Annotated in this window: 24 protein-coding genes and 1 pseudogene; 22 read left to right on the top strand and 3 right to left on the bottom strand. The window is 53.5% G+C overall.

Annotation, left to right across the window (positions count from 1 at the left end; genetic code table 11):
* Positions 1-15: 15 nt before the first annotated feature.
* The 8 genes and pseudogenes from IEX85_RS09420 to IEX85_RS09380 all read left to right on the top strand — a co-directional run bounded on the left by IEX85_RS09420 (position 16) and on the right by IEX85_RS09380 (position 5,711).
* Positions 16-591, top strand: a complete 576-nt coding sequence (locus IEX85_RS09420; protein WP_188860332.1) for a hypothetical protein — start codon at positions 16-18, stop codon at positions 589-591.
* 96 nt (positions 592-687) lie between these two features.
* Positions 688-1,357, top strand: a pseudogene (locus IEX85_RS09415) (AbiV family abortive infection protein).
* Positions 1,358-1,758: 401 nt separating this feature from the next.
* Positions 1,759-2,112 carry a transposase gene (locus IEX85_RS09405; protein WP_229721860.1) on the top strand — a complete coding sequence of 118 codons (354 nt, stop codon included), beginning with the start codon at positions 1,759-1,761 and terminating at the stop codon, positions 2,110-2,112.
* A 52-nt stretch (positions 2,113-2,164) separates the two neighbouring features.
* Complete coding sequence (locus IEX85_RS09400) at positions 2,165-2,932, top strand: transposase (protein ID WP_229721859.1); 768 nt, start codon at positions 2,165-2,167, stop codon at positions 2,930-2,932.
* A gap of 349 nt (positions 2,933-3,281) precedes the next feature.
* Entirely contained in the window at positions 3,282-3,773 is a 492-nt protein-coding gene (locus IEX85_RS09395; RefSeq protein WP_229721858.1) for a hypothetical protein, read from the top strand.
* Positions 3,774-3,941: 168 nt separating this feature from the next.
* Positions 3,942-4,169, top strand: coding sequence for a DUF6429 family protein (locus IEX85_RS09390; RefSeq protein WP_188860329.1), 228 nt, complete (start codon positions 3,942-3,944; stop codon positions 4,167-4,169).
* 169 nt (positions 4,170-4,338) lie between these two features.
* A complete protein-coding gene (locus tag IEX85_RS09385) occupies positions 4,339-4,869 on the top strand; it encodes an outer membrane beta-barrel protein (RefSeq protein ID WP_188860328.1) in 531 nt (176 codons plus the stop codon).
* Between the two features lie 167 nt (positions 4,870-5,036).
* Entirely contained in the window at positions 5,037-5,711 is a 675-nt protein-coding gene (locus IEX85_RS09380) for a haloacid dehalogenase type II (RefSeq protein ID WP_188860327.1), read from the top strand.
* 104 nt (positions 5,712-5,815) lie between these two features.
* Here IEX85_RS09380 and IEX85_RS09375 read toward each other — a convergent pair whose 3' ends face one another.
* Positions 5,816-6,145, bottom strand: coding sequence for a hypothetical protein (locus IEX85_RS09375; RefSeq protein WP_188860326.1), 330 nt, complete (start codon positions 6,143-6,145; stop codon positions 5,816-5,818).
* A gap of 164 nt (positions 6,146-6,309) precedes the next feature.
* On the opposite strand from IEX85_RS09375, the gene IEX85_RS09370 reads away from it, so the two are divergent.
* From IEX85_RS09370 to IEX85_RS09355, 4 genes are all read left to right on the top strand, one after another.
* Entirely contained in the window at positions 6,310-6,558 is a 249-nt protein-coding gene (locus IEX85_RS09370) for a hypothetical protein (RefSeq protein WP_188860325.1), read from the top strand.
* A gap of 70 nt (positions 6,559-6,628) precedes the next feature.
* Positions 6,629-6,814 carry a hypothetical protein gene (locus tag IEX85_RS09365; RefSeq protein ID WP_188860324.1) on the top strand — a complete coding sequence of 62 codons (186 nt, stop codon included), beginning with the start codon at positions 6,629-6,631 and terminating at the stop codon, positions 6,812-6,814.
* A 76-nt stretch (positions 6,815-6,890) separates the two neighbouring features.
* A complete protein-coding gene (locus tag IEX85_RS09360; RefSeq protein ID WP_229721857.1) occupies positions 6,891-7,646 on the top strand; it encodes a hypothetical protein in 756 nt (251 codons plus the stop codon).
* A 153-nt stretch (positions 7,647-7,799) separates the two neighbouring features.
* Positions 7,800-9,677, top strand: coding sequence for a DUF3604 domain-containing protein (locus IEX85_RS09355; RefSeq protein ID WP_188860323.1), 1,878 nt, complete (start codon positions 7,800-7,802; stop codon positions 9,675-9,677).
* Positions 9,678-9,917: 240 nt separating this feature from the next.
* Here IEX85_RS09355 and IEX85_RS09350 read toward each other — a convergent pair whose 3' ends face one another.
* Entirely contained in the window at positions 9,918-10,388 is a 471-nt protein-coding gene (locus IEX85_RS09350) for a nucleoside deaminase (protein WP_188860322.1), read from the bottom strand.
* A 138-nt stretch (positions 10,389-10,526) separates the two neighbouring features.
* Here IEX85_RS09350 and IEX85_RS09345 point away from each other — a divergent pair, with 138 nt between their 5' ends.
* The 8 genes from IEX85_RS09345 to IEX85_RS09310 all read left to right on the top strand — a co-directional run bounded on the left by IEX85_RS09345 (position 10,527) and on the right by IEX85_RS09310 (position 16,736).
* A complete protein-coding gene (locus IEX85_RS09345; RefSeq protein WP_188860321.1) occupies positions 10,527-11,414 on the top strand; it encodes a LysR family transcriptional regulator in 888 nt (295 codons plus the stop codon).
* A gap of 115 nt (positions 11,415-11,529) precedes the next feature.
* Positions 11,530-12,408 (top strand): hypothetical protein, encoded by an 879-nt coding sequence (locus IEX85_RS09340; RefSeq protein ID WP_188860320.1) that lies wholly within the window; start codon positions 11,530-11,532, stop codon positions 12,406-12,408.
* Between the two features lie 336 nt (positions 12,409-12,744).
* A complete protein-coding gene (locus IEX85_RS09335) occupies positions 12,745-13,512 on the top strand; it encodes a hypothetical protein (protein ID WP_188860319.1) in 768 nt (255 codons plus the stop codon).
* Positions 13,513-13,557: 45 nt separating this feature from the next.
* Positions 13,558-13,827 (top strand): hypothetical protein, encoded by a 270-nt coding sequence (locus IEX85_RS09330; RefSeq protein ID WP_188860318.1) that lies wholly within the window; start codon positions 13,558-13,560, stop codon positions 13,825-13,827.
* Positions 13,828-13,855: 28 nt separating this feature from the next.
* Positions 13,856-14,368, top strand: coding sequence for a YgjP-like metallopeptidase domain-containing protein (locus IEX85_RS09325; RefSeq protein ID WP_188860317.1), 513 nt, complete (start codon positions 13,856-13,858; stop codon positions 14,366-14,368).
* A 139-nt stretch (positions 14,369-14,507) separates the two neighbouring features.
* Positions 14,508-14,963 (top strand): hypothetical protein, encoded by a 456-nt coding sequence (locus IEX85_RS09320; RefSeq protein WP_188860316.1) that lies wholly within the window; start codon positions 14,508-14,510, stop codon positions 14,961-14,963.
* A 292-nt stretch (positions 14,964-15,255) separates the two neighbouring features.
* Positions 15,256-16,167, top strand: a complete 912-nt coding sequence (locus IEX85_RS09315; RefSeq protein WP_188860315.1) for a sensor domain-containing diguanylate cyclase — start codon at positions 15,256-15,258, stop codon at positions 16,165-16,167.
* Between the two features lie 20 nt (positions 16,168-16,187).
* Positions 16,188-16,736: a lipocalin family protein gene (locus IEX85_RS09310; protein WP_229721856.1), complete on the top strand. Its 549-nt coding sequence runs from the start codon at positions 16,188-16,190 to the stop codon at positions 16,734-16,736.
* A gap of 64 nt (positions 16,737-16,800) precedes the next feature.
* On the opposite strand, the gene IEX85_RS09305 is transcribed toward IEX85_RS09310, so the two are convergent.
* The gene (locus IEX85_RS09305; protein WP_188860314.1) at positions 16,801-17,145 is read right to left on the bottom strand and encodes a cupin domain-containing protein; all 345 of its coding nucleotides are present in this window, start codon (positions 17,143-17,145) and stop codon (positions 16,801-16,803) included.
* 223 nt (positions 17,146-17,368) lie between these two features.
* Between IEX85_RS09305 and IEX85_RS09300 the strand changes: the two genes are divergently transcribed.
* Positions 17,369-17,857, top strand: a complete 489-nt coding sequence (locus IEX85_RS09300; protein WP_188860313.1) for a GNAT family N-acetyltransferase — start codon at positions 17,369-17,371, stop codon at positions 17,855-17,857.
* A 338-nt stretch (positions 17,858-18,195) separates the two neighbouring features.
* Complete coding sequence (locus tag IEX85_RS09295; RefSeq protein ID WP_188860312.1) at positions 18,196-19,137, top strand: SDR family oxidoreductase; 942 nt, start codon at positions 18,196-18,198, stop codon at positions 19,135-19,137.
* Positions 19,138-19,614: the final 477 nt, after the last annotated feature.

The following is a 19,614-nucleotide window of genomic DNA, read 5'->3' as shown; positions in this document are numbered from 1 at the left end:
AAAAGAATTTAAAAATTGAGTTATAAAGATAGATTGACAGAAGCGGTTAATTATACCCTTAGTTTGGGTCTGGAAATTGAAAAATGCCCATTGCCTCTAGGTGATAAAATTGAAAGTAGAATGATGCAGGATATTTTTCAATTATGTGGTGATGCGTTATATCATTATGGCTATCAAACATCATCCGATCTGGCTAGTAAATGTACGCCTGTTCATTTGATTCTACAGCATCATCTGAAGAATGACATGAATCTTGATAGTTTCATTACGGTTGGTGATCGATTTTGGGATGATTACGTTTACTGTGAAATGTCTAAAGATTCTATTGAGAGAGAGCTTAAAAATCCGAGCATGGGTGGAGATATTAAAGCCCATGTTTGGTTAACACTGACTGATGGTACAATTTTAGATTGTACTGCGGAGGCACATGCAGACCTCCTTTTTAATCGCGGTGAGCATCCTGCCCATAAGTGCATAATGCTTATAGATCCAAACAAAGAAGAAAATTCCAAAGCTGGGTATCATAGGCCATACCTGATAGGAACTGGTTTTTTAGAAAAAACAGGTATGTATCAAATAATATGCCCATAACAAGAGATTGTAGTCGCCCGCAAGCGGGCTGGGCCTTCACTGCTACGCAGCTCAGGCCCCTAAATTAGGCGTTAGTGTCCAAGCTTGAGAATAAAAATGACCAAAGGTTTAAAGCAATACAAAGGCAGATTAAATGCATCCCAAGTTGCATCTGGAATTAATGTTGCCATTAAGAACTCTAGAAGGCTCTACGAGGATGCCAAGATGCTTTTCGAAAGCGCTAGATATCCAAGCGCTCTTGCCCTGGCGATTCTTTCGATTGAGGAGTCAGGAAAGGCCTTTATCCTTCGGTCACTTTCATTAGCACATGATGGCAAAGAACTCAAGGAGGGCTGGAGAAAGTACAGATCCCATAAAGACAAGAATACGCATTGGATTGCAGTCGATATGATGCTTGAAGGGGCTAAGAGTTTAAGCGATCTTTCAAAGGTTGCTGATCCAAGATCATCCAACGATCTTGGATCAATTGAAGCAGGTGGCGCTATATACAGACTGTTTGGGTTCTGCCCACTGGTCTTCCCCCGAAGAAGTAGTAGATAAAGACCTTGCTGCGGGGATACTAAGAACAGCTGATATATTCTCAAGAAAGCAGAATTGTGTCGAAGAGCATATTTCGCTTTGGATAAAGCATATGCTCCCTGTAAAGAATCAGCCTCAGTCTATTCAAAACCAAGCGCTGTTAAATTGGTTCAGAGAAATGAAAGATAAAGATTATATTACCGAGGGGGAAATAGCGTTCAAGGACTTTTTAGGTGTGGATGTATGATCACTAACAAGGCCAAGCAGCATCGCGCACTTCGTGCGCTGGACCTCGCTACGCTCGGCCGCTGTTGGCAACGTTATGCTTTAATCAATATAGCGGCGAATAAATAAGCAATTGAACTGAATTTAAGGGCTAACCCATTGCCGACTTTTGCAAGATTAACTTAAGTTAATCATATGAAGTTTAGACGAATTGAAGTATTCAAGCGTGAAGTATTATACCCTATTCAATTCACTATGGCGGCCATATGACCATTCATATTCCTACTATTTTTTTAATGATTATCACTGCCGCAGGCTAAAGGGGTCAGGTCTTGCCTTTTGCCCCCCAGCCTGTCGGCTCGATTCGCTGAGGCTTCGTATGAATCTTATACTCGATAATCAATTCCCGGTAAGGAGCCAAGGATGGCCAGACCGTTACGGTTGGAGTTCGCGGGTGCGCTGTACCACGTGACCTCTCGGGGTAACAGGCGCGAATCGATCTATGAGAGCGATGACGACAGGCGGCTGTTCCTTGGTGTGCTAGACGACGTCTGTGAGACGTTCAACTGGATATGCCATGCCTATTGCCTGATGGGCAATCATTACCATCTGTTGATCGAGACGCCGGAAGGCAATCTGTGCCACGGGATGCGGCAGCTCAATGGGGTCTATACACAAAGCTTCAACCGGCGGCATGGCCGGGTAGGTCATCTTTTACAGGACCCAACGGGGTCAGGTCTTGCCTTTTGCCCCCAGTTTATCGGCTCGGTGCTCTGAGCATTCGTTTGAGTCCTATACTCGTTAGTCTTGACCCGGTAAGGAGCCAAGGATGGCCAGACCGTTACGATTGGAGTTCGCGGGTGCGCTGTACCACGTGACCTCTCGGGGTAACAGGCGCGAAGCGATCTATGAGAGCGATGATGACAGGCGGCTGTTCCTCGGCGTGCTTGACGACGTCTGTGAGACGTTCAACTGGATATGCCATGCCTATTGCCTGATGGGCAATCATTACCATCTGTTGATCGAGACGCCGGAAGGCAATCTGTGCCACGGGATGCGGCAGCTCAATGGGGTCTATACACAAAGCTTCAACCGGCGGCATGGCCGGGTAGGTCATCTTTTACAGGGGCGCTACAAGGCGATTCTGGTTGAGAAAGAAGCGTATCTGCTGGAGCTGGCCCGCTATATCGTGCTCAATCCTGTTCGGGCTGAGATGGTCCGCAGTGCCGTCGAATGGCCCTGGAGCAGTTATCGGGCAACAGTCGGCTGCGAACCTGACCTGAACGCGCTTTTCACTGATGGGATTCTACTGGTATTCGACAATCAGCGTGGCCGGGCGATAGCGTGCTATGAGCGTTTCGTCGCAGAGGGCAAGCATCAACCCTCGCCCTGGAGCCGGCTTCGCAATCAGGTATACCTTGGCAGCGAGCAGTTTGTCGATGAGATGCAAAAGCGAGTTGACGATGCAGACCGCTTGCTCGAAATCCCATCGGCCCAGCGGCGGCCACTTTCCAAACCTCTCGATGACTACGTCCAGATGACTTCGTCGCGGAATGAAGCGATAGTAAAAGCGCATGCCAGTGGCGGTACAGTATGAAAGAACTCGGCGAGTATTTCGGTCTGCACTACTCGCGGATAAGCCGGATTATCAGTAAGGCAAAAGGCAAGACCTGACCCCGTCCGTGACTCAAGATGACGGTCTGGTACGGGTAAGGCCGATGTTGGATCGGGTGAGTGATTGGGGCACTTATCTCTCTTCTGGAAATGTCGAAGAAACGCAGGCGATACAGCAGCATACGAGAACCGGTAGACCTTTGGGAGGTGACGGCTTCGTTAGGCACCTGGAAGCTATTACCGATAAGGTGCTGGTCCCGGGACGACCCGGGCCGAGGGCAAAGGTCTAGCTGGAGTTAAGTATACTGTCCCCGGAATAGAGGGGTGATTTCATGAACCTGTACAGGCCTGGCGTATTCTGGTTTTCCAAGGTGGTCGGCATCCTCCTGCTGGTTGGCAGCTCGACGGTATTTTCCCAATCCAAACAAGAACATGTGCATCAGATGGCACATAGTGTGATGCCCTTTGACATTAAAAAGACTCTACATATTTTCAAAATGACCCAGTCGGGAGGCGTGCAACGGGTCATTGCGAAAGACGCAGATGCCCAAGATCAGATTGCACTCATTCAACAGCATCTCAGGCATGAGGCCCAGCGGTTTCAGCATGGCGATTATTCGGATCCTGCGACGCTACATGGCGCAGATATGCCCGGACTCAGGGCTCTTCAAGCAGGCTCCTCAGACATTAAGGTTTCGTATGCGGCGCTCCCGGCGGGCGCTGAAATCACGTTTGAAACCAGTGATCTTCATTTGATTACAGCTATTCATCGCTGGTTCGGAGCTCAGCTGTCTGAGCATGGGACCGACGCCAAGGCGGAGTGAAGGCATTGGGATCTAGCAAGGCGCTACGTCGGATGCGGATAAGCGCCAGGGTTAACGCGAGGGCTAACCGGGTTATGTCTTGCCTTTTGCTCTAGAATGCAAAAGGCAAGATATGATTCAGTAAGGGACTTCAGGCGATACGAGGGCTAGCAATTCAGAGGATTAACCATGGACATTGATGAAGATAAGATCGACGAGGCCGTTCTGGCTTTGCTGTATCTGACTTTGCATGATGGCGCCCGGGCGTGGAAATCCTTTGATTGGGAAGCCATGAACAGACTACATGAAAAGGGTCTCATTGGGAGTCCGGTTGGTAAGGCAAAGTCTGTCCTTTTCACTGAGAACGGTCTAAAGGAGTCAGAGCGGCTGTTCCAAAAGTTATTCGCCAAGGATTAACAAGTTGACCCTAAAAGAATACAAGTCGTTGATTTTTAGGGGCTAACGGGGTCAGGTGCCCGGCGGCCAGAGGGTGCCGATACTCGCAGTACCGGTGCAACGGAAGGTGAAGGTATAGAAAGTTCGTCCGGAGTGTTCTCGTAGGGTTACTATCAGGCAGGAGCAGATCATGAATAAAACGAAACTTATTGGTGCAATTTTGTTGACGTTGGGTATGACGGGTACTGCCCTCGCACAGAATGGCTTCTATGCGGGTGCGAGCATCGGGCAGGCTACCATTGATGCGTGCGACGGTGTCACCAGTTGCGATGATGACGACACCAGCTGGAAGATCTTCGGCGGTTGGGAGCTGAATCGAAATATCGCCATCGAGGCCGCTTGGGTGGATTTGGGTGAGATCAGTGGAACCATAGGCGGTTCGGCAGTCAGCGCCGAAACAGACGGGTGGACACTCGCTGGGAAGGGCATGCTGCCGCTCAACCAGCAGTTCGACGTCTTCGGCAAGCTCGGCATGATCATGTGGGATGTCGAAGGGGGCGGTGCTGCTTCCGGCATTGACGACGATGGTACCGACCTTATATATGGCATCGGTGCTCAATACATGTTCACTGACCAGTTCGGCATTGTCGGTGAGTGGGAGTGGTATGATATTGACAATGACGTTGATCTGTTTTCCATCGGTGTATTGACCAGGTTCTAATCTAAGCGGCTCGATTAAGTCTAATAAAGAAGGCTCCGCCAGGGGTCTTCTTTTTGTCGCGAGTTGGGGGCAGGTCTTGCCTTTTGCTCTTGTCTCTCGCAAGAAAGGCAAAAAGCAAGACCTGGCTTTGTCAGGATGTTCAGTTTCGCTAAGCTGGAGGAATTGTCTTGAAGAACAGCGTGATATTGTTCGATATAAACGAAACGGTTTTGAGTTTGAGCGTCTTGAGACCGAAATTCGCATCGTTGTTCGGCGATGAATTCTACACCGATACCTGGTTTTCCATGTTGCTTCATGCCTCTACGGTATCGATGACCACCGGCGTTAAAACAGATTTTGCTACTCTGGCTAAAATCACCCTTCAAGCCCTGGCTGCTCGTTATAAAATTAAACTGTCCGACGTTCAAGTGGCTGATGTACTCGGTGGGTTTTCCAGCCTTCCTGCTCACTCCGATATAAAGCCTGCGCTTTCGAAACTACGAGAGCAGGGTTTTCGTACAGTGGCCTTTTCAAATTCGTCACTTGGATTAATTGCAGAGCAGATAAAAAATGCTGGTTTAAATGACTACTTTTCCGACATTGTTTCGGTCGAAGAGGCCGGTACGTTCAAACCAAGCGAGAGAGCTTATCAGTTTGTATCAGCGAAGCTCGGTAAACCATCAGGTCAACTCAGATTGGTTGCAGCCCATGATTGGGATACGCATGGTGCCCTTTGTGCCGGTTTGAAGGCCGCCTATATCGATCGCTCGGGTGCGCCTTACAATCCACTGTACAAAAAGCCTGAAATATTCGGGAATTCAATGGATGAGGTCGTCAATCAAATTATTTCAAACGATAACTAATCGCTCTTGACCTGAATGCCGCCTATACCGGGGGCGGGCCCCTGCCATGCCGGACCCTGATCCCGCTGGAGTAATCCCGTTAGATCAGACTCTCGCCGGTACCTTCACAGTACTCTCATCGAATCGATATGCCAGCAGACGCGTTCGAACAGGGTTACATCCCCGGTACTGATCAGTTCCAGGGGCGATTTCCCTTCGTAATAGGGGTCGTCATGAGGGCGTGACATGTAACCGTAGACGTCCTCGGGGTCGTCGAAGACGGTGCCGAGATCCGAATGGATATTGAGAACGAAGGTCACGCGCTCGCACTGCTCGTCACTGAGCACCTCGGGAAAGGGCTGGTCAGGGTCGAGCTTGAGGATAGCGAGCGCCTGGTTGGGCGTGCACTGCCACTGGATCAGAATGCGCAGGGCATCGGATAGGCCGGTGCTCATAGTTTAACCTCCCGGTTAAAGTCCCTAAATAAACCACAGTATAGATGCAGCCTCCTTGCACTTCGCCAGGAACCGGTGGCGCCAGTGGTTATCGGGGGGGATGACCAGTTCAACGCCAGTGCTGCCGCGCTACCGTCCGCGAGTCCGCAGGGGCAGGTCAGCAGGTGTTCGACGCGGTGAAGTTGAACCTGCGCAGCGTGCTCGACAGTGCCGGCGATTTCACCTTCGCGGTACGCAACGCTGCCGGGGCGATGCAGGCTACGCTCGACGAGATCAGCACGGCCAGTCATCAGGACGCGATGCGCACGCTGCAACTGGCCGCGACTGCGGCCTGCCTGCGGGCGATGATCGCCGAGCCCGGCCAGGCCGATGCGTACGCAAAGGTTCTGGACGAGACCCGCCGTCTGGTCTGAGTTTCGGCGTAACATGCAAATAGACAGGGGAGCCTATTTGCATGCCAGGTTAATAGTAGGAGTGTCCCTTATGCCAGATGAAAATGGAAAACAGGAAGTAACGGTTGTCGATATCAAAATGCCATTTATGTCCATGGTGGTATTTATGGTGAAGTTTGCTATCGCATCCATACCGGCGTTCATCATCATTTCCGTAATATTCAGTGTGTTCATGGGCATATTTGGCGGGATGTTCCATGGCATGGGCCGCTATTGAATAGCGGCCTGGTACTTTCGGGGGCGCTTTTCCTGATCGGGCGCTCCGCAAGAATGCCGTTACGGGAGAAACCCCCTTGAAGTGTCCGAATTGCGGCTATCAGCGCCAAGAACAGGACAGCCATGTGATGGCGGGCATCTGCCCGCAATGCGGTATCGCCTACTCGAAATGGAAAAAGAGCCCGGTCTCGGCGCAGGAACGGTCGCCGCCGTCCGAACCCGAGAATTTCAGTATCGAACCACTGGAGCCCTTGTCCAAGCGCGTTCTGTACCGGCTGCTCGAAGTGCCGGACACGGTGGACTCGATGGCGTTCTGGGGCCGGGTGGCGCTGTTTATCGCATTCTTCATCTGGGGCTGGTCCTTTATCCTCGGCGGTATCGACTGGCGTTCGATCGGCGGTTCCTTCCTGCACAACGCAAATCTGCCTTTTCACGAGTTCGGCCATGTGCTGTTCCGGCCCCTTGGCCGCTTCATGACGATACTGGGCGGCAGCCTGTTCCAGGTAATGATGCCGCTGGGGCTGATGCTGGCGTTTATCCTCCAGCGGCGCGACACCTTTGCCGCCTCGATCATGCTGTGGTGGTCCGGCCAGAACTTCATCGATGTGTCCCCCTATATCGCCGATGCGCCTTACCGTGCGCTGCCGCTGATTATGGGCATGGGGGAGGATGCCCATGACTGGGGCAATCTGCTGGCGATGACCGGCAGCTTGCACAGGGCGGGCCTGTACGCAGGGCTTTCCTTCGGTACCGGGGTGGTATTGATGCTGCTGAGCTTCTGCTGGGGTGGGTATCTGCTGTACCGGCAGCATCGAAATCTGAACAGGCTGTAACGGTTGGACGAATCTGCCTCCGCAGGCGGTGCAGGCAGGGGCTGAAGTATATTCCTGCCGGTGCCGACCGAACGCAAACCGGCGTCCTGTCGGCTATCCTCATATGGGCGCTGTATCCCCGACACAATTCACCCATTAGAAGAGGGCCGACTCATGCGTTCAGCCTGCTTTCCTCTGTTGCTGACGACACTGCTATCCGCCAACGCTATATACGCGGATGACAAGGCTGCGGACGGCGCCAGCGAGCCCCAGGCAGCAAAGGCCGGTGACGCGGTACCATCGAACCCCAACCGCGATGTGTATTTCGGTAATCTGCACGTGCATACCCGCTGGTCTTTTGATGCCTACATCAATAGCGCCTGGGTTGATCCAGACGGTGCCTACCGCTGGGCCAAAGGGGAGGAGATCCCCGGTGGCGAACAGGGCGTGGCTCTCAAGATCGGCACTCCGCTGGACTGGTACATCGTGTCGGATCATGCGGAATACCTCGGTGCACTGCCTTTGATGGAAGACCCGGACAGCCCGATCAGCAAGCACCCGCTCGCCGCCGACATCACAGGGGACGATCCCAAGAAATCCTTCGATGCCTACGGCAAGATCAGCGATGGCATGTATTCCGACCCGCCGGACGTGGACCCGATGCTTGGCGACAAGGATCTGGCAAGGTCGGTGTGGTCCCGGGCAGTGGAAATTGCAGACCGGCATTACGAGCCGGGCAAATTCACCACCATGCCGGGCTACGAATGGACATCGGCCCCGGACTGGCGAAACATACACAGGATCGTGATCTTCCGCGATAGCGCAAAGGTCCCCGACGCGCCTTTCTCGGCGCTGGATTCCAGCGCACCGGAAGACCTGTGGAAGTGGATGGACGCCCAGCGCGACTCCGGCAACGACTTGCTCGCGGTGCCGCACAACGGCAATGCCAGTGACGGCATCATGTTCCCGGTCGGGGAATCCTTTCGCGGCAATCCGCTGGACAGCAAATATGCCGAAACGCGCATGCGCAACGAACCGGTGTATGAAATCACCCAGATCAAGGGCACGTCCGAGACCCATCCCGAGCTGTTCCCGAACGATGAGTTCGGCGGTTTCGAGCTCTGGGACTACACCCTGGCTCCCACCGCGACGCCGCCCGAACACAAGAAAGGCGGCTACGTACGCGAGGCCCTCATCCGCGGCTTGAAACTCGAGAGCGAAGGTAACGGCAACCCCTTCAAGTACGGCTTCATCGGCGATTCCGACACCCACAACGGTGCAGCGGCGATCGAGGAAGACAACTACACCGGCAAGTTCGGCTTCGAGATAGACCCCAAGCACAGGCTCGAGGGCCCTCCGGGCGTTGACGCTGCAGGGGCGAAGCAGGTCCGCAGCTTCAGCAGCGGCGGTGTCGCCGCGGTCTGGGCGCATGCCAATACCCGAGACGGCATTTTCGATGCGATTAGGCGCAAGGAGACCTATGCCACCTCCGGCCCGCGTCTGAAGGTGCGCTTCTTTGGCGGCTATGACCTCGGCGGCGTGTCCCTTGGCTCGGAAGACGGCCTGACCCAGGCCTATGCTAACGGCGTTCCCATGGGCGGCGACCTGCCGGCGGCCGGTGACAAGGCACCGACCTTTATCGTGCATGCCATGAAGGAAGCCGACGGCGCCAACCTTGACCGCATTCAGATCGTGAAAGGCTGGGTGGATGCCAACGGCGAGCAGCAGTCCCATATCTACGATGTTGCCCTGTCCGGCGACCGCAAGCCCGGCGCGGACGGCAAGATCCCGCCGGTCGGAGATACGGTGAACGAGCAGGATGCCACCTATACCAACAGCATCGGCGACCCTCAGCTGATGGTCACCTGGACCGATCCCGATTTCGATGCGACGCAACCTGCGGTGTATTACGCACGCGTACTGCAGATTCCGACACCGCGCTGGTCCACCTACGATGCGGCGCGCAACAATCTGAAGCGGCCGGAGGATCTGCCGGTGAGTATTCAGGAGCGCGCCTGGACTTCACCGATCTGGTTTACGCCCACGGAATGACCGGAGTTGTCCTCTACGGACAGACTCTTGCCGGGCTGTGGTTCCTGTAAACGCGGATAACTGGAGACCGGGGCAAAGCCTTGACTTTGCCCCGGTCCGGTTGTGCACGGTGTACATACTGTGCTCGCACGTTAACCGTGTTCCTGTACCAACAAGACCGGACTGGCCGGCCTTGAAGCGTACTTTGCAGAGCGGACTTAAAGCTCGAGCTTCCTGTCCAGCCCGTTCAGCAATTAGGGCTTACCAGAATCCAATGTGGTCAGCGGCAATGGCGTCTTCCAGTTCGCTGTAGGGACCGCGCACTTCGACCTTGCGCTGACCGGCTGCGAAAACCTCACGGCAGGCCAGATCCAGCGTCAGGTTTTCCGGATTGTCACCGGTCAGTTCGGCCAGGCGCTTTTCGGTCAGACCAAAGACGACGCTGCCAATACCGGCCCAGTAAACGGAACCGGCGCACATGCAGCACGGCTCGACGGACGTGACCAGGGTGCATTGCGCCAGGAATTCCGGGTCGTATTTGCGGGATGCGAGACGGGCGACGTTGGCTTCTGCATGGCCAACACCTTTGTCTTCCCTGTAGCTATTGCCGGACGTGATCAGAATGTCGCCGTCCGGGCCAACCAGCATGGCGCCGAAAGGATGGTTGCCGTCCTTCACGCTTGTCTTGGCCAGTTCGATCGTGGTCTTCAGGTGATTGATGTCGTTGTTCACCGGCAACTCCTGCTGTCTGTATCCGTGGATGATGGCTACCTTGAGGCCACTATAAAAAAGCGCCAGCCATGTTTAAATTAGAACGTTTAGTTAGCTGTGTGCTAAAAATTAGAACAATGTCATTTGCAGGCGTTGGGTATGTCCGCTCTAACCAAAGAAATTCGATCATTTGTCGTTATCGCGAGTGAGAAGTCCCTTCGTAAAGCCGCTGATAAGATGCATATTGCGGCATCGGCACTCAGTCGGCAGATGAGTATTCTCGAAGAAGATTTCGGCACACAGCTGTTTTTGCGATTGCCCAGGGGAATTGAGCTTACGGAGCAGGGCGAGGCGCTGTACAGGCAGGCGCGGCTGTGGATCGCGGAAGAGAACCGTTTTCGCAGAAGCATCAAGGAAGAACACGGGCAGCATCTGGTTCAGTTGCGGATAGGTGCGGTCGAGTGCCTGAGCAGCAGTGTTCTTCCGCGACTGTACAAAAAACTCTCATCACGATTTGGAAATATACGGATCGACTTTAAAATCGGTGATACCCAGACACTGACGGATCTGCTGCTGGAAAATCAGCTTGACTTTATCATTGCCTTTAATGTCGCAAGAGATGAAAAAATCCGCTTTGTGGCTCGCGAAAAAAGTAAAATAGGCCTGGTCCATCTTCCGGGATTGCTGGATAAAGACACTCAATCCATAGAACTGCATGATTGTTTGAAATGGCCGCTCTGTATTCCGGATATTGATCTTTCCGTTCATACCCGTCTATATTCTGAAATTCTCCGGCAGAAAAGCAGTTTTGAAATTGTTGCTAGCAGTAATTCATTCGACTTGCTGAGAAAGCTGGTTCTGGAGGGCGTCGGTGTGAGTTTCATGACCTGGTATGACATCGAACGTGAGGTGAACGACGGATTGCTGGCGTTTACCCCGCTGAAAGGCAGGCGTCTGGAGGAGGAGCTTTGCGTCTGTCTGCCATCGACCGTCAAAATGGATGGCCGAACCAGCAGCGTTATTGACAGCATTCTTGAAGTTGTCTGAATGTGGCGAGAGGTTCTTCGAATTACGTAGCGGATGATCCGGGCACACAGGGGTATCGGCCGGACAGCAGGATAGACCTGAGGTGGTAGAGGGTTGGTGGAGTCGTGGGGATCTTATGAGTAAAAGCCTGCTCAAGAAAGTCGTCGGGCCGTTACTGGTCACCCTGATCATTGCGGTTGGGGCGTTCTCCGGCGTATTCGACGCCGATGCCGAAGAGTCCGTGGAGGCAGCGCTGAAGCGCTCACTCGTGACTTTTGGTGTCGCGAGGAGTCTCAACGCGGTTATTTCGGTCGCTCAGGGAACGGAAGTCAGTGTTACCCCAATGGGTATGGGCGTTACGCTGGCTCCCGGAGAGGTCCTCGATCCCCTCAACGATCTGGTGGAGCGATTCTCCGGGTTCATGCTGGTCAGCTCGGTGGCGCTGGGCACGCAGAAGGTTCTGCTGGAGATCTCAAGCTGGCTGCCGTACTCGGTTTTCCTCGTGGCCATCGGTCTTGCTGCCGTTGCTTCCAGGATGATGCCGGGAGCCGTGCCTGGGTACTGGAAGCAGTATCTCTGGAAAGCCTTTTGGATGCTGGCAATCCTGCGTTTTCTTCTGCCCGTTGCCCTTGTGGGTTCGGAGTGGATGTATTCCGGCTTCCTGCAGTCCCGTCATATCGAGGCCGAGAAGGGCATTACCCAGGCATCACAGAGTGTTCAGTCAATTAACGAGGAAAGAGGGGTGAGCCTCTCGGACGAATCGGACGAGGGTGCCTGGAACGCTGTAAAGAGCTGGGCTGGCGATGCCAGGAACAGGGCCGCGTCGGCTGTTGATATCGAACGCTACTCGGAGGCGCTGAAAGAGACGGCAAAAGACACGATTGAACTGATTGTCGTGTTCTTTTTGAGCACTTTTCTCTTCCCTGTCGCGATCGCACTGGCATTCTGGAAGCTTGCGAAGTGGTCGTTTACCCGACCACCGGTGACACAAGCGCCGGGCAGGGCTGGCGATTAAGGCCTGGTATGCTCCATGCTCCGCCTTCAGCTCTTGAGGACGGCACGTTGAAAGCTGAAACCCTATCTCAACGGTGTGGGGCAGTGCCGAACCCGGTTTGTGGCAAGGGAAAGAAATGCTGCCGGTTAAAACGCCTAGACTTACCGCTGATGGAGCCTTCACTTACCAAGGTCTTGAACGAGATCCGCGATCTGGCCTGAGTACAGATATTCGATATCCGGTCAGAATGCGCGAGGGAGACAAGTGATCTCTGTCGGACTGGTTGCTCGGGGTGGGATGCGGCCACTCGACTGCCAGGTACCCACTAAAGGCCTGTAAAAGACAGAGGAAAGGTCTATGAGCTCGTTTGCCAAAGCGCTGGTTTTTATTTTCGGGGTCTTTTTTGTCGTTGATGCCAATGCCCGGCTTATGTGTAGCCTCGGCGTCTCACCCGGCCAGCAGTACAATCCAAACTATGACCAGCGGCCAGGTCAGAGAGCTTCTTCTGAGCTGGATACAATATACCGGGCTCTGTGTCCAACAGGTTGCGGCAGGTACTTCCTGACAAGTAATCATAGCACCCCAAATGCAATGGCACAGGCAATTGCGCCGGGAGAATCAAAAATCGCCTACAACCCCGATTTTATGAATGATATTGCTAACCGCTATGGCGGTGGAGCGACTTTCGGAATCCTCGCCCATGAGTTCGGTCACCATATAGACTTTCATTCGACGCCAGCCTGGATGAACAATTCCTGGTCGCGTGAGCTGAAGGCGGATGCGTGGGCAGGCTGTGCATTGGCAAGAGTAGGGGGAAGTACCCAACAGATCGAAAATTCCCTGCGTGCTATCGCGGCATATCCCGCACCCACCCACCCGGGATGGCAACAGCGCCACCATGCGGTTCGAACAGGTTTTACAAACTGTGGCGGTAATTGGTCTAGCAGGTTTGATTTCACAGAGCGTCAGCCTCGCATATCTCAGCCTCCTCCGGCCTATGCTTGCCAAACCGGTTTTGGCGTCTGTCGCCTGGGACAGGTATTGCCGGCAGGTGCAAGCTGTTCATGTCCGGTCTTCGACGCCTGGGGGCGTCTGGTACGTCAGGATCCGGGACTAGCCAGATGATAATCGCTTTCCAAGGGAGCCTGAATTTCCACCTATACGATGCTCATGAACCTGACTGACAAGCCTTCCCTCGAGGCCCTGGTCGAATCGGGAGTGCTGCCGCTCGACAGCCTTCATCCGGGTGGTTTAGGGCTGACCCGGGAGCTGGTCGAGTTATGCGGTATTAAGCTTTCCCGGCTGCGCAGGCTGAACCAGGCAGTGGATGAGTCGCAACGGTTGCCGGGGGCGTTTCACGAGACCTGCTTCGGGCGGCAGCTTTGCTGTTTTGTCGGCAGTGCGAGATGGCAGCCGGAAACCGGTATACTGTCCCCGTAATTTCTTTCATTACGGTTCCTTGCCCGCCATGAGCTCGTCCAAAACGTCCAACTACCTCAGCTGTTACAGTCCGGAGATCCAGCAGCAGGCGCAGCGGCTGCTGGATAGCGAAAAGTCCGGTGCCTGGCTGTTGAAGAAGTATCCGCAGGTGCATGGGCTGGGGTCGGAGCGGGCCTTGTACGATTGCGCCCAGCAGATCAAAAGCTGCTTTATGCGCAGTTCATCGCCGATCAGCAAGGTGGTCTACGACGACAGGATTCATGTCATCAACAATGCGCTGGGGCTGCATACCTATGTCTCGCGGGTGCAGGGGAGCAAGCTGAAAGCGAAAAACGAGATCCGGATCTCGTCGCTGTTTCGCAGGGTGCCGGAACCCTTTCTGCGAATGATCCTGGTTCACGAACTGGCTCATTTACGCGAGAAGAATCACGACAAGGCTTTTTACAAGCTCTGCTGTTACATGGAACCGGACTACCATCAGCTGGAATTCGATCTGCGACTTTACCTGTGTCATCGCGACCGTTTCGGCGAACTTTGGTGAGAATAGGGAAGCCGATGTCATCAGTCGGCTCGCTGAAGTGCCCGCTGGCTCTTATACTGAAGTTTTTTGTGGGCTCTGCGGTGTCAGAGTCTGTTTGCAGCGATTTCCCGAAGATGCCCCGAGATAACAGATTGCGGTCATGGAGAAACACGAAATGAAATCGGACCCCTACAAGACAATGGATCTGTCGATCAAGGGGCTTACGCTGGTCGGTGCATTGATTGCGGCGATTTGGGCATATCACACCTATACCGATACCAAAGAGAAAGAGTTCTACACCACCTTCTGGAATACCAAGCTGCAGATGTTTCTGGAAACCTCTGCAGCTGCGTCCACCATGGCGACTACGGAATCCATCGAGGATTTTTATAAAGCCAGAACCCGCTATCAGGAATTGTTCTTTGGACGCTTGAGCCTTGTAGAAGGTGATTCCGTGAAGAAGGCAATGATAGAGTTCTCCAGCCTTATTCCCGGTGAAGCCATATCCCAAGATATGCTGCCGCTCGAATTCCTGCAGCAACCGGCGTATCGCCTCACGATAACCATGAAGGAGGAGCTGGGAAGTGCCTGGCGGGCCCCTTTCGAAGAGATATAAAGGAAGGTTTGAACTTGCCGCCGAGCTGGGTCTCAGCAGCGTGCAGCGTGCAGCGAGCCGACACCCAGACGCTTTTCGACAAACACCAGATCAACAGGTACGTGGCCCTGAGAGGATACCGTGACGGGGGACATGGCGCTCACCACAAGCACCGGCATGGCGGTTGACGTAGAAGTGCCTTCAGTTTTTCAGGCGGTTACTTGAAACCCCTTGGGGCTGGGCGATACTGAAGCCTTTGGCGACGTCAATAACCATAACAAGGGGCGCGGTATGAAATTTAAGGTTTTATTGAATGAAAAACTCAATTGAGTTTCTGAAAAGAACGCTTGACTCAATAACCGAGCATTTGGTGGTAATTGATACGACAGGCGCCATACGGTTTGCCAATAGGAGCTGGTCGTATTTCGGTAATAAAAATGCCTGTCTGCTGGGTGATGACTGGATTGGAGTAAATTATCTGGCTGAGTGCGACAAAGCAGCGTCTATGGGTGATGAATTTGGTGCTTGTGCTGGAAGCGGTATAAGAGAGGTGATGGATCACCGAAGAGAGGAATTCTACTTCGAGTACCCCTGTCATAGCCTCGATGAAAAGCGCTGGTTTATGATGCGTGTCACAGCATTCGAGTCAGACGGAGATGAGTTTTTTGTAATATCGCATCAGAATATAACCGAGAGAAAACTGGCTGAGAAGGAGGTTGAAAACCTGGCCAGAAGAGACGGTCTTACGCAGATTTACAATCGTCGTGCTTTCGATGAGTTTCTTAGCCTGGAGTGGCGACGATGCCGCAGGCTCAAAAAGCCGATCAGCCTGGCGATGGTCGATCTGGATTATTTTAAGTTACTAAACGATACGTACGGCCACCAGGCTGGGGACGAATGCCTGGTAAAGGTTGCCGGTGTGCTTAAGGAGCTCGCGGCCAGACCAGGAGATATCTGTGCCCGGTATGGCGGTGAAGAATTTGCTCTGGTTTGGGGGGATACCACCCGGGAGCAAAGCCGGTTACTTGCGGATAAGTTACTCAAGAAGATCGAGGGATTGAAAATTGAGAACAAGCACTCGTCTTTGGGAGGTCATGTCACGGCCAGCATTGGCTTGTCAACGGTGATTCCGGACATCGCCCAGGATGAGCGCGTTCTCATAGGTTTGTCCGACAGTATGCTGTACAAGGCAAAGAGAAGCGGTCGCAATAGGGTGGCTGGCTAACCTGGACGAGCACAGAAGGTATGACGATGAGAGTTGGTTATATTGTATTCATTCTGCTTTTGACGGGTTGTGTTGGAATGCCGGACAAGGTCACGCCGGTGGATAACTTCGAGCTGGATCGCTACCTGGGGAAATGGTACGAAATCGCGCGTCTGGATCACTCCTTCGAAAGGGGCCTGGAACGAGTGACTGCGGAATATTCGATGCGTGATGATGGTGGCGTTGCGGTGGTCAATCGAGGCTACTCCACCGAGGACGAGGCATGGAAAGTGGCGCAGGGAAAAGCATACTTTGTCGAGGGTTCGGATAAAGGCTATCTCAAGGTTTCCTTCTTCGGTCCGTTTTATGGGTCCTATGTGGTTTTTGAGCTGGAGCAGACCGGCTACGAGTATGCATTCGTTTCAGGTCCGGATACGAGCTACCTGTGGCTGCTTTCGCGAACCCCCAGGCTGGATGACGACGTGATCGAAAGGTTCAAGCGGGTTTCGTCCGAGCTTGGCTTTGATACCTCTGAGCTGATTTTCGTAGATCAGCAGGAAATACCTGCTGATCAATCGGCAGGTTATTAAATATCTTCATCCGGTTGTTGAAGCGGTCGGGCCCCGGGGAGGCCCAACCTGCCGGGATTGGGAATCAGGCGAATACGAAATATTTGCGTACGGTCTCGACCACTTCCCAGGTGCCTTTCATGCCGGGCTCGATCACGAAGACATCACCGGCTTTCAGGTGCTTGGGTTCCTCGCCTTCCGGGGTGATGATGCAGTAGCCATCGAGGAAGTGGCAGAATTCCCACTTGTCGTAGTTCACTTCGAACTTCCCGGGAGTGCAGATCCAGGTACCCATGATCTTGCTGCCGTCGTTGGAAACGTAGGCGTTGAGGTTCACGGTGTGCGGGTCGCCGCCGATGCGCGTCCACTTGGTGGCGTCTACGACCGGAGTCGGGCAGGTTTCGCGCAGAACGGTGATGAAATCGGACATGTCAGCTCCAGATAATCAGCTTAAAAGGTCCGCTATTCTAGGGCCGGTTTGATCCCCGGAATTGTCTGGTTCCGACATGCAAGGGGCGAAAACGCGCCGGCGACAGCGGCCGGCGTCGCCGCGCTCCGTACACGCGGGCATTGCCCGGTTCTCTTCAGTCAGGCCCTCTCCCTGTACTAAACTCGCGATGTTTCCCCCATCCAACTTACGCTTACCGGATGCCATGAATATTCGCGAAGCCACGCCGAAAGACTTCGACCGCATCTGGCCGATCTTTCACGAGATTGCCAGAGCCGGCGATACCTACGCCTACCCGCGCGATATCGGGAAGGAGGCCGCCCGGGCGCTCTGGATCGAGTCGCCCCGAAAGACCTTCGTGGCCGAAGAGGGCGGTCAGATTCTCGGCACCTATTACATCAAGACCAATCAGGCAGGCCCGGGCGATCATGTCTGCAATTGCGGCTACATGGTGGCGTCATCGGCCAGAGGAAGGGGGCTTGCCAGCGCGATGTGCGAACACTCGCAGCAGGTCGCCCGTGATCTCGGTTACAAGGCCATGCAGTTCAACTTCGTGGCGTCGAGCAACGAGGGCGCGGTGCGGCTCTGGTCACGGCTTGGATTCGCCACCGTCGGCCGGCTGCCGAAGGCCTTCCGTCATCCCGCCAGGGGCTATGTCGACGCCCTGGTCATGTATAAATGGCTGGAAGCCTGAGGGCGCTTGTCGGGCCGGGGCCTGCGTTTGCAGGCCTGTCGTAGGCCCGCGTCGGCGGCAGGTGATTCTACCGGTCGGCGGCGCGATAGTCCGCTTTCATAAAACTGCTCCTATCATTATGAAACGAACGCTTACCGCGAGTTCATCGGCGATCCTGTGCCAGGATTCCGGTGTGCTGCATCGGAAAAATCGCGTTTTCGGGATATAGCCGACTTTCGATTTTTTAGCGATGCTGAAATAATGGCGGCTGTCACCTTCTGTATTCTTTATTGACTCGCGCTTACTTTAAAGGGTCTTTGCCTGATAGTGCTTCTCTGGTTTCAACTACAAGGATATCCATGAAAAATCAAAGAAATATCGTTTTCGGTGCAGGTCCACTAGGACTATGGGTTGCTCAAATGCTGGTTGAGCAAAGCAAGCAGGTCGCGGTCGTGAGTCGCAGCGGAAAAATTGCCCATGAGATTTCAGGTCAGGTCGAGTTCATGGCCGCAGATGCCAGCGATTCCGAAAAGGTTTATCAGATCTGCAAAGGCGCGGATGTCGTGTTTCATTGTGCAATGCCACCTTATACGCAGTGGCCTGAGAAATTTCCGTCACTGACCAGAGGAATTCTGGAGGGAGCGAAACGGGCAGGCTGCAAATTGGTTTATGCCGATAATCTCTATGGTTATGGTGATACCGGTGGCTTGCCGATAACAGAGTCGCTTCCCAGCAGAGCGACAGCCCGCAAGGGAAAAGTGCGGGCGAGAATGGCAGAGATGCTGTTGAGCGAGGCCGACTTGAAGGTCGTAATTGCAAGGGGATCTGATTTTTATGGTCCACTGGTCACCAATTCCGCCTTTGGCGATATGTTTTTCAAGGCAGCGCTGTCCGGTAAGCCGGCTAATTTGCTGGGCAATGTTGATCTGCCGCATACCTATACCTACATAAAGGACTTTGCCAGAGCATTGGTCAGGCTGAGCGACCAGGACGATGCCTTTGGCCAGGTGTGGCATGTCGCCAACCCGCCGACTGTCAGCACGCGGCAGCTGGTTTCACTTGTCGAAGAGCAGCTGCAGAGGCCGGTCAGGGTGCGGGCTGCGGGAAAGCATATGGTCTCCTTCCTGGGGCTGTTCAATCCCATGCTGAAAGAGATGAAGGAGATGATGTACGAGTGGGATCAGCAGTACATCGTCGATCACAGCAAATACGAAGACCGATTCGGCAACGATAGCACACCCCATGAAATAGCGATCAGGGAAACCCTCGACTGGTACCGGGCCAACCAGGATACTCCTTGAAAACCTTCCACCGGATGTTCTATCGGTCGGCGCGGCTCAATAATATTCGCATTCTCTTAATTGTCGCTGTGTGGAGACATTTAAAGTGATAGCCTGGCGCCCATTGGATTATAGGTCCGTTGGGCGCACTTGATTAGGGATGCTTAATATAAAACAAATGTTTGAAAGATGTTTGTGGATGCGATAGATTCCCCGGGGTTTGAATAATACGCAGGCTTCTGTGCTGTTTCGGAAAATTGCGAAATGCGCCCTTTAGAGGGCTGTGGACTAGCGCTACATGCGGGTTGCGGAACAGCATAAGACGGAGCTTTATGTAATTTTTGTGTAATAGAAGAATAACCAGGGAAGGTATCAATCAGAATGAAAATTTCGATTTTCATGTCACCAAAGCGCAATATGTGAACGTTATCGTGCAGCAGGAATTCAAGCTATCGCTATAGGTCATCTAAAGCGTGTGTGGGCGTTCTTGTCTGGCGA

Source organism: Marinobacterium nitratireducens (assembly GCF_014645375.1).
Lineage (GTDB): Bacteria > Pseudomonadota > Gammaproteobacteria > Pseudomonadales > Balneatricaceae > Marinobacterium_A > Marinobacterium_A nitratireducens.
This window is presented reverse-complemented; position numbering and strand designations above follow the sequence as displayed.

Coding starts and splice junctions, on each gene's coding strand:
- IEX85_RS09320 (WP_188860316.1), top strand. CDS start 14,508: ATGGAGAAACACGAAATGAAATCGGACCCCTACAAGACAATGGATCTG.
- IEX85_RS09395 (WP_229721858.1), top strand. CDS start 3,282: ATGAACCTGTACAGGCCTGGCGTATTCTGGTTTTCCAAGGTGGTCGGC.
- IEX85_RS09345 (WP_188860321.1), top strand. CDS start 10,527: ATGTCCGCTCTAACCAAAGAAATTCGATCATTTGTCGTTATCGCGAGT.
- IEX85_RS09330 (WP_188860318.1), top strand. CDS start 13,558: ATGAACCTGACTGACAAGCCTTCCCTCGAGGCCCTGGTCGAATCGGGA.
- IEX85_RS09365 (WP_188860324.1), top strand. CDS start 6,629: ATGCCAGATGAAAATGGAAAACAGGAAGTAACGGTTGTCGATATCAAA.
- IEX85_RS09310 (WP_229721856.1), top strand. CDS start 16,188: ATGACGATGAGAGTTGGTTATATTGTATTCATTCTGCTTTTGACGGGT.
- IEX85_RS09400 (WP_229721859.1), top strand. CDS start 2,165: ATGGCCAGACCGTTACGATTGGAGTTCGCGGGTGCGCTGTACCACGTG.
- IEX85_RS09315 (WP_188860315.1), top strand. CDS start 15,256: ATGAAAAACTCAATTGAGTTTCTGAAAAGAACGCTTGACTCAATAACC.
- IEX85_RS09295 (WP_188860312.1), top strand. CDS start 18,196: ATGAAAAATCAAAGAAATATCGTTTTCGGTGCAGGTCCACTAGGACTA.
- IEX85_RS09390 (WP_188860329.1), top strand. CDS start 3,942: ATGGACATTGATGAAGATAAGATCGACGAGGCCGTTCTGGCTTTGCTG.
- IEX85_RS09375 (WP_188860326.1), bottom strand. CDS start 6,145: ATGAGCACCGGCCTATCCGATGCCCTGCGCATTCTGATCCAGTGGCAG.
- IEX85_RS09325 (WP_188860317.1), top strand. CDS start 13,856: ATGAGCTCGTCCAAAACGTCCAACTACCTCAGCTGTTACAGTCCGGAG.
- IEX85_RS09300 (WP_188860313.1), top strand. CDS start 17,369: ATGAATATTCGCGAAGCCACGCCGAAAGACTTCGACCGCATCTGGCCG.
- IEX85_RS09385 (WP_188860328.1), top strand. CDS start 4,339: ATGAATAAAACGAAACTTATTGGTGCAATTTTGTTGACGTTGGGTATG.
- IEX85_RS09355 (WP_188860323.1), top strand. CDS start 7,800: ATGCGTTCAGCCTGCTTTCCTCTGTTGCTGACGACACTGCTATCCGCC.
- IEX85_RS09405 (WP_229721860.1), top strand. CDS start 1,759: ATGGCCAGACCGTTACGGTTGGAGTTCGCGGGTGCGCTGTACCACGTG.
- IEX85_RS09335 (WP_188860319.1), top strand. CDS start 12,745: ATGAGCTCGTTTGCCAAAGCGCTGGTTTTTATTTTCGGGGTCTTTTTT.
- IEX85_RS09340 (WP_188860320.1), top strand. CDS start 11,530: ATGAGTAAAAGCCTGCTCAAGAAAGTCGTCGGGCCGTTACTGGTCACC.
- IEX85_RS09305 (WP_188860314.1), bottom strand. CDS start 17,145: ATGTCCGATTTCATCACCGTTCTGCGCGAAACCTGCCCGACTCCGGTC.